At 57.4% G+C, this 8,237-nt stretch carries 11 protein-coding genes; 6 read left to right on the top strand and 5 right to left on the bottom strand.

Annotated features, from left to right (window positions below):
* Positions 1-8: 8 nt before the first annotated feature.
* On the top strand, positions 9-98 hold the full coding sequence (locus tag BV911_RS20440) for a hypothetical protein (RefSeq protein WP_371588343.1): 90 nt from the start codon (positions 9-11) through the stop codon (positions 96-98).
* A gap of 290 nt (positions 99-388) precedes the next feature.
* Positions 389-625 (top strand): hypothetical protein, encoded by a 237-nt coding sequence (locus BV911_RS18015; RefSeq protein WP_086054956.1) that lies wholly within the window; start codon positions 389-391, stop codon positions 623-625.
* A 212-nt stretch (positions 626-837) separates the two neighbouring features.
* On the opposite strand, the gene BV911_RS18010 is transcribed toward BV911_RS18015, so the two are convergent.
* The 3 genes from BV911_RS18010 to BV911_RS18000 form a co-directional block, all read right to left on the bottom strand.
* A complete protein-coding gene (locus tag BV911_RS18010; protein ID WP_086054955.1) occupies positions 838-1,596 on the bottom strand; it encodes a flavodoxin family protein in 759 nt (252 codons plus the stop codon).
* Between the two features lie 42 nt (positions 1,597-1,638).
* Complete coding sequence (locus BV911_RS18005; RefSeq protein WP_086054954.1) at positions 1,639-2,073, bottom strand: DUF6789 family protein; 435 nt, start codon at positions 2,071-2,073, stop codon at positions 1,639-1,641.
* 248 nt (positions 2,074-2,321) lie between these two features.
* Complete coding sequence (locus tag BV911_RS18000) at positions 2,322-3,698, bottom strand: NAD-dependent succinate-semialdehyde dehydrogenase (RefSeq protein WP_086054953.1); 1,377 nt, start codon at positions 3,696-3,698, stop codon at positions 2,322-2,324.
* Between the two features lie 538 nt (positions 3,699-4,236).
* On the opposite strand from BV911_RS18000, the gene BV911_RS17995 reads away from it, so the two are divergent.
* Genes BV911_RS17995 through BV911_RS17985 form a run of 3 tightly spaced genes read left to right on the top strand, consistent with a single transcriptional unit; the run spans position 4,237 to position 5,190 of the window.
* Complete coding sequence (locus BV911_RS17995) at positions 4,237-4,437, top strand: hypothetical protein (RefSeq protein WP_086054952.1); 201 nt, start codon at positions 4,237-4,239, stop codon at positions 4,435-4,437.
* Entirely contained in the window at positions 4,437-4,895 is a 459-nt protein-coding gene (locus tag BV911_RS17990) for a host attachment family protein (protein ID WP_086054951.1), read from the top strand. Before BV911_RS17995 ends, BV911_RS17990 begins: the two co-directional genes overlap by 1 nt.
* A gap of 22 nt (positions 4,896-4,917) precedes the next feature.
* Positions 4,918-5,190 carry a hypothetical protein gene (locus BV911_RS17985; protein ID WP_086054950.1) on the top strand — a complete coding sequence of 91 codons (273 nt, stop codon included), beginning with the start codon at positions 4,918-4,920 and terminating at the stop codon, positions 5,188-5,190.
* A gap of 136 nt (positions 5,191-5,326) precedes the next feature.
* Here BV911_RS17985 and BV911_RS17980 read toward each other — a convergent pair whose 3' ends face one another.
* Both BV911_RS17980 and BV911_RS17975 read right to left on the bottom strand, forming a co-directional pair.
* A complete protein-coding gene (locus BV911_RS17980) occupies positions 5,327-6,772 on the bottom strand; it encodes a GntP family permease (protein WP_205963903.1) in 1,446 nt (481 codons plus the stop codon).
* 1 nt (position 6,773) lies between these two features.
* Entirely contained in the window at positions 6,774-7,853 is a 1,080-nt protein-coding gene (locus BV911_RS17975) for a patatin-like phospholipase family protein (RefSeq protein ID WP_086054949.1), read from the bottom strand.
* 193 nt (positions 7,854-8,046) lie between these two features.
* On the opposite strand from BV911_RS17975, the gene BV911_RS17970 reads away from it, so the two are divergent.
* Positions 8,047-8,237 (top strand): transposase (locus BV911_RS17970; RefSeq protein ID WP_139840146.1); only part of this gene is annotated, 191 nt, incomplete at its 3' end.

The raw sequence follows: 8,237 nt of genomic DNA, 5'->3' as shown, positions 1-8,237 counted from the left end.
TCGCCTACCTGAAATCCACGCTCGAAGCCATCGCAGCGGGACATCCGGAAAACCGCATCGATGATCTGCTACCTTGGAACTTCCAGCAGTCAAGCTGAAACCCAGGTGCTGACCACACAGCGCTTACCCACAAAAGTGCGACGGCGCTGGTGCAACGATGCAAGCACGGACAGTTCAGCATCCGACAAGGCGACGAACGTGCCAAGCTTACGAACGAGGGGAGTATTGGTGATCATTGACCCTTTTCGGTATTCGACAGAGGTCTAGCCGACGAAATGGCGCCGATGACTGATGTCTATCAGCACAGCATAGCAGAATCTTTGCAAGGCTGCCCTGCAAGCATTTGGCGCATCCTTCGCGCCGCACTTGGCAGAAAGGTCTACAGCCTATGACGGACGACCACACCCATTCAGGAATGGCCGCGCTTACGATCTGCGAGGCCCTGCTTCTTGCGCTGAATGACGCTCAGATTTTGCCTGAGAGGGAAATCATGGGCGTTCTCACGGATGCCGCTGCCACCCATGAAAACGCTATCGGATCCGAAATAGATGCCGAAAAGCATCGGTCCGCGGCCGCACTGATCCGTCAGATCATCGCCGGAGGAAACTCGGTCCGCAGGGCGTGACTTTGCCCATGTCCCGCTTTGGTCAGGCCATCAAAGCGCGAACCTTCGGGCAGGAGATCAAAAGTCGCCGCTTCCGGTAAACCTCCAAGTTGTGGGTGCCGGGGGGGCGGCTCGTCGGCAATCATTAACTTGCGCCTCCATTTTGGTGAAATGGTTGGCCAATTGCTAAGCGCGTCAACCCGGGAGGCAGGATTGCTTTCGGACAGCGTTCATCAAATCCGGTACTCAGGGTTCTCGTAGTCGAACCGGCAGCCTGCCGTCCACGCGTTGCGGTCATTGCCGTGGTTGGGCAGCCCACCCGCATCTTTCAGCATTCGCGCCGTGTGCATCAGGTTCCACGTCATAATCGTTGCATTGCGCTGCGTGAAGTCGTTGTCAAAGCCTGCCGGACCGCCGTCGATTTCATCACCGTATGAGGGGCCGGGTCCTGCCTCACCGATCCATCCACAGTCTGCCTGAGGCGGGATCATATAGCCCAGATGGCCGAGCGCATAAAGGATTGTCATCGCGCAATGTTTGATGCCGTCCTCATTACCGGTGATGACGGCGCTGCCGGTTTTGCCGTAAAAGACGCTTTGCCCCTTATCGTTTAACATCCCCGACATACCGTAAAGCCGTTCGATCAGAACACGGCAGAGCGAGCTTTCCTCGCCCAACCAGATCGGCGTTCCGATAATCAGAATATCGGCGGCGGCGACTTTTTCCCATAGCGCGGGCCAATCATCCCGGTCCCAACCATGATCGGTCATATCGGGATAGACGCCATAGGCAATCTGGTGAGACGCCGCGTGGATATACTCGACGCTGACCCCATTGCGCGACATAATTTCGCCAGCGACAGACAAAAGGAGCTTGGTGTGCGACGTCCCTTCGTCGCGTTTTAGACTGGTGTTGAAAATGACGGCTTTGAGGTCCGAAAAGTCGGTTTGGTTGTTGTCGCACAGCTTTGACTGGGTCTCATTCAAGGTCATGTGAGAGGTCCTCCTGTTGCTAACTGTTGGAACGGGTGGCGTTCAGGCAGGGTGTCCTGCCGCAGGGAAAGCTGCATAGACCTTTCCAAGGACGGCGCCGAAGATGACATGCAGCACAAACGTCATAACCGGTGCCAATATGCCCAAGTTCATCCCAAACAGGCCAGCGCCAGCCATCGGCATGACCACGATCATCATGCCCAACCACGCGGCAATGCCAAACACGATGCCTTTGGTAACAGCGCTGCGCCCGGGAATTGCGCGATACAGAACGGCGAACCCGCCACCCCAAGCCAGCGTGCCGATCATGAAATGGACGATCCAGCCGACGCTAATCGGGGCTCCCACCATCGTGGCAAGCATTGCCGCCACATCGAGTTCTGGCATCAGGCCCATCATGCCCTTCACGATCATCAGCAGTGAAAGCACGACAGTTGCTGCGAAACCGGCTACGATACCGCCTTTGAGATTTGTCATTTTTCAGTTCCTCATATGAGTCGCGGACATCACAACTGTCTGATTGTTTTAACCGCTTGGCGCATTCAGCAGTCGATGCATGCGCAGAACAAGGGTCCAACAACTTGACCCTGTCGTTTACTGTTTTCTTCGCCGTTGATCAGACTGCGTGTCACGTGCATTGCGATCACGACCGTGCACGATTCCTGTACTTGTCGTGCCACCAGAACTGCGGAACGCGCGCGACAACTTCACTGCATGCAGGATCATTATGGCAGAAAAATCGCTTTCGTGTTGACGAATTCTTTCATACCAAAGCCACCGTGTTCGCGACCGTACCCTGAATCTTTGACCCCACCAAAAGGCATGTTCGGATCGGCGGCCCCGAAAGAGTTGATACGGATCATGCCTGTGTCGAAGTGTTCGCGGGCAAGGGTCAGCGCACGCTCTTCGTTCTGGGAAAAGATCCCCCCGCCCAAACCATAGCGGCTTTCATTGGCCAGTCGCATGGCATCTTCATCGTCTTTCGCCCGAATGACCGAGGCGACGGGACCAAATATTTCATCGTCATAGGCGGGCATGCCGGGCTTCAGTTCAGCCAGCACCGTGGCAGGGTAATATGCGCCCTTGCGATCGGGCGCTTTGCCGCCGCACAGAATGGTGGCGCCCTTGGCGACGCTTTGGTCTACTTGTTCCTTGACCGTGTCGAACTGGTCTTGGCTCGACAGCGGGCCAAGTTCGGTCGTCTCATCCGTAGGATCCCCCATGGTGATTTCTTTCATCTTGGCGACGAAGGCGTCGACGAACGCGGAATAGACCTTATCCGTCACGATAAATCGCTTCGCAGACACGCAGGTCTGTCCGTTGTTATACAATCGCCCCATGGTCGAAGATTTTACGGCTGTTTCGATGTCCGCGTCCTCTAACACGAGGTAAGCATCGTTTGATCCTAACTCTAGGACAGTCTTTTTCAGCGCCTTGGCGGCAACCGCGCCGACATGGCGTCCCGCACCATCACTGCCTGTTAAAGTCACGCCGCGGACCAAAGGATGCCCGATCAGATTGTCGCTTACATCATGGTCGATGAGGATGACCTGAAACAGGTCTTCCGGAAGGCCTGCTTCGATGCACAATTCGCGCAGACGCAGGCCAGAACCTGTGCAGATGCTGGCGTGTTTCAAGATGCAGCCATTGCCGGTCATCAGGTTGGCTGCCAGCACGCGAACCGGCTGATACAGTGGGAAATTCCACGGTTGAATCGAATAAATGACGCCGAGCGGCTGATAGCTTACGACACCGCGCTTTCCGTCGGCACCGTGCGTGCGGTCTTCGTCGGCCAGCACTGCAGGTCCGTTCTTAGCGGTGTAATCAAAGATCGCGGCACAAATCTCCACCTCTGTGAGGCCATCTTTTAACAGTTTTCCTGTTTCTTCAGTCATTAGCGCCGCCAGTTCATCGGCGTTGTCACGTAGCTTTCGCGCGATTTTGATGAGGTACGGGCTGCGGTCGTTGTGAGAAAGTTTTCGCCACTCCAAGAAGGCCGCATGACACGCCTCAAGCCGTCTCAACGCCTCCGCTTCAGTCATCAGGTTATAGACTTCGATGTCCGCTTCGGTCGCAGGGTTGGTTGTGGTGATCGTCGACATGGTATCTCCTTTGGCGTTGGGAGAGGAACAAACGACACGGTCAGGAGTTCCCTGTTCAGCAACAATAGGTACGGCTGAATTGACAGTTCTTTCGGCAGATCACGGATGAAGCGGCTGCTTTCGGAGCCTGTGTTTTTCACCCAATATCTGAAGTTTGGTTAAAACCCTCACCAAATACAGACACTTATGGTGAGGTTTTTGGTTGAGCCGAAACTTTTTTATGATGCCCCAAGGAGTTTTCCAATGGCCCCACACCCAAAGCCTGACCCAGACCAGCCCGACGCTCCAGAAGAGGTGCCGGATAACACACCAGTGGATTTGCCCGACAACACACCACCAGAACGCCCGCTCGACCCTCCGGTAGAAGCGCCTGATTTACCGCCAATTGAATTGCCGGAACCGCCGGTTCCGCAAATCTAGAAACGTGTATTTTGCGCGGTTCGCCACGGCGGCAATCCGTCTGCCGGCACCATTCGTGGAACCACGCGTCCACCAGAGCGTTGGACATACATCCCCCACAGAAATAGGAGATCGCGCAATGACCGGCGACAAAATCCCGAAAAAAGACAGCTCCGATGCAGCCCTCGGTGCCACGGGCACAGTTTCTCAGGGTGGCCGCGAGGGTGGGCGTCTGGCGCGCGAGATAGGGACGCGAGATGAATTAAAACGCGCGACCGAGCGACCAGCGGGCGCGACACGTGTCACCAAGTCCGATGAAAAAGAGAAGGATGACGGGTAATGGCTAAACTGAAAAACGGCGCATGGGTTTTGGTCGCAGATGGCGAAAAGGCCTTGTTTCTGGTCAATGACGGCGACGAAAGAAACCTTGACCTGCGCGTCATCCGCAAGGACGAACAAGACAATCCCCCGACCCGAGACCAAGGTACCCATCGCCCCGGCAGCGTGCAGGCCATAGGCGGACCCGGCGTATCGGCGATGGACGACACCGATTGGCACGAACTGGCGAAAGAGCGCTTTGCCATTGAGTTGGCCGACTTACTTTATAAGCGGGCTCACGCAGGGCGTTTTAACCAGTTGGTCATCGTGGCCGCCCCACAGATTCTGGGTGTGCTACGCGCGTCCACTCACGCAACCGTGGCGGAAAAACTTGTAATCGAAATTCCCAAGCATCTGACCAATCAGCCGTTGGATGAGATTGAAAAACTGGTCGCATCGGCAGTCGCCGAAGCGGCTTGAGCCAAGTGAAAGGACCGGCGCTATGGACAGATTAAGCCTCTTTGTTGCGATGATGACGTGGACGTTGGTGTCGGGCATCGTCATCGTTCTGTTTATGTCACTCGGGTATATTGGCTGGGTTCAATTTGGGTTCGCCGTCGCCTTGGGCTTTGGTCTGGGTCTGCCGCTTGCAAAAATGATCTCGGCGCGGATCAAGCGCCGAGACCCCGACTGGGACGAAAAGCGCAACCGACCCGACCCCGCACGGGACACCAAAGTGGGTGTTGAAAAGAGCGAACCACGCCGCCGCGTATGAATGCGCGGCGCCACCCCACGTGAATACGGCCCCTTAGCCGGTTCGGAACTTCACTGCTCCGTCAAGGGCACCGCGGGCGCCGTTTTCGCCGCCTTTTTCGTCAAGCAAATGAGGGGGCACCATGTCCCCCCCTTCGCTAAAATGACCCGAACAGCGTGCCCAGCATGATTACAGCAACCAGCCCTAACAGTGCGCCGACAACCGCGACCATGACGATATCCAGATAGCTGTCCTTGTGCTTGGTGCCGCAGACCGTGAGCATAGTCACTACGGCGCCGTTATGGGGCAAGGTGTCCAGCGTTCCAGATGCGATAACGGCGACCCGATGCATCAGGGCTGGATCGAGGCCAATATCATGGGCGATTTGCATATAAGTGGGCCCAAGTGCCTCAAGCGCGATGGTCATGCCGCCGGATGCGGATCCGGTAAGGGCCGCCAAAATATTTGTCGCGACGGCGAGCGAGACCAACGGCCCGCCCCCGATCCCTAGCACCCATTCACGCACCAGCGCGAAAGCGGGCAACGCGGCGACAATGGCCCCGAACCCAACCAGACTGGCCACGCTAAGCACCGGCAGTACCGCGGCGGTCGCCCCGGCATCAATGGTGTCACGCAGTTTTGGGAAGCGCCGGAAATTCAGCGCGATCACGGCGATGATTGCCGTCAGCAGCGCCAAAGCCACTGACCAGACACCACCGACAGCAGCCAGCGAGGTCGCCCCCCATTCCGGTTCTGCCAAGAAATCAAAGCCGAGGCTGGGCAGCAAATATTGCGACAGGGTCAAATTGACAACGACCACCAGCACCAGCGGCATTACCGCAACGCCGATGGAGGGGGTGGCGGTGGTGTGGCCACCGTGTGAAATTTCGGCCGGATCGAATTCCCGCGCGGTCGTTGCCAGTTGGCGCAGGGTCAGTGGATCGGTCACGGCCTGCTCGGCCGCGCCGAAGCCTTCGCCGGACTTGCGGGCTTGGGCCTCGCGCAGCGACAGCCACCACAAGCCAAACGCGGCCATTACGATACTGGCGATGATCCCCAGCCCCGGAGCCGCGAAGGGCGTGGTTCCAAAGAAGGGCATCGGAATGGCGTTCTGGATCGCGGGCGTTCCGGGCAGGGCCGACATGGTGAAGGTCGAGGTTCCAAGGGCCAAGGCGGCGGGCAAGAAACGGCGGGGCACGTTGCCGGCTCGGAACAGTGCCAGCCCCATGGGGGCAAGGACGAAGAAGGCCACAAACAGGCTGACCCCGCCATATGTCACCATAGCACCGGCCAAAACGACCGCGAGAACGGCTCGTTTCGGGCCAAGCCGCAAGGTCATGAAGTCGGCAATTGCGGTGACAGAGCCGCTGTCATCCATCAGCTTGCCGAATAGCGCCCCCAGCAGGAAAAGCGGAAAGAATTGTGCCACGAACCCGGCAGCGGCCGGCATGAAGGTTTGTGTCCAGTGCGCCAGAAGCGGCTCTGCCGAAAACGCCGCCGCAATCATCCCGGCAAGCGGAGCAAGCAATAGGATGCTCCAGCCCCGGAAGGCCAGCGCCATGATAAGGGTCAGACCCGCGACAATGCCCAAAAGTCCAATCATCTCAGACCTCGTCGAGCAAATAATCGATGTCGTAGGTGGATCGTACGCCGATGTCTTCGAAATGGGCCATGCCGAAATCGGTCGCCGCGCGCCGCCCTTCTTCAAAGAGCATGGACAGGAAATCCCATTCCGCATTCATCTTTGAGGACTGCCCCAGCGTGGTCATGACGTCGGAGGTGATCCGGTGCAGCCGCATTTCCTTCCACAGCCGCGCCTCGCCATCGCCGGGGTCGATGACCTTGCGCATCAGCGCCATCATCCGCAATTCCTTCAGAAGCTGGGCGTTGAAGGAAATTTCGTTCAGGCGGCCCGCGATCTCGCGCGCGGTGCGCGGGGTCTCAGCGCGTTCCACCGGATTGATCTGGACGAGAAAGATGTCATGGCAATCGCATTCCCGCACCAACGGCGTCATGGTTGGATTGCCTGAATAGCCGCCGTCCCAATAGGGAATTCCGTCAATCTCGACGGCCTGAAACAAAGACGGCAAACAGGCCGAGGCCAGCAGAACATCTGCAGTGACCTCATGATTTCGAAACACGCGGCCTTGCCCAGTATGAACATTGGTGGCGGTAATGAAAAGCTTGATGGGGCCCCTGGCGAGATCAGGAAAATGGATGACCTCGTCCAAGATGTCGCACAGTGGGTTGCCCGCCCCGCCCCCCAGAGAATAGGGCGATATCAGTCGCGCCATGATGTCTACAGCCAGAAAGGCCGGTGAATTATCAAGGCTCCAGCTGCCGGTCAGATGCTCCATCGGGCCACGTTTAAACGGGCTAAACCGGGCCGCCTCTGAGGTCTTGCGCCAGAAAGCCTGCAGCATGTCCCGGGCAGTATCACGCCCACCGGTGGCCATGCCTGCGGCCAGCACAGCGGCGTTCATCGCCCCGGCAGAGGTGCCGGAAATCCCGTCAATCTCTAACCGGTCTTCTTCGAGAAGCCTGTCGAGTACACCCCAAGTGAATGCACCGTGCGACCCGCCGCCCTGCAGCGCCAGATCAATCGGATGGGGCACGTTTTTGCCCTTTGGTTCGGTCAGCGGGCCACGTTTTGGAAGTGCCTGATTGCGATCGGTGATTTCCATTAAGGTTCCTAAAAAATAATTTATCAAAAAGAATGGTCATGCGTCCCTAACAGGACAGATATTCTTGTTTAAATAGCCCATCACCTGATGAAGTGTAACCGCTCCGTTGTGACCGCCTGCCAGATTTCCAGATGATTTGCTAAGAGACATGCTTAACGACGTCCTTTGCGACGTGTCTTAGGTTGGGTCAGCGATGCGTGGTGAGATACTTGGGTTTGAACGTCGACGCCGTTGGAGCGACGAGGAGAAGCTGGGGGTCGTGATGTCTGTGGGCGTTGATGAGGCGACGGTCACGCAGGTGGCGCAGCGCCACGAGATCACGCGGCAGCAGGTCTATTCCTGGCGCCATGAGATGAAGAAGAAGGGGGTTTGGTCACCGGATGG

This window comes from Pseudoruegeria sp. SK021, from assembly GCF_002119405.1.
GTDB lineage: Bacteria > Pseudomonadota > Alphaproteobacteria > Rhodobacterales > Rhodobacteraceae > Meridianimarinicoccus.
Note: the sequence above shows the minus strand (reverse complement) of the source record. Positions and strands in the feature narration are given on the sequence as shown.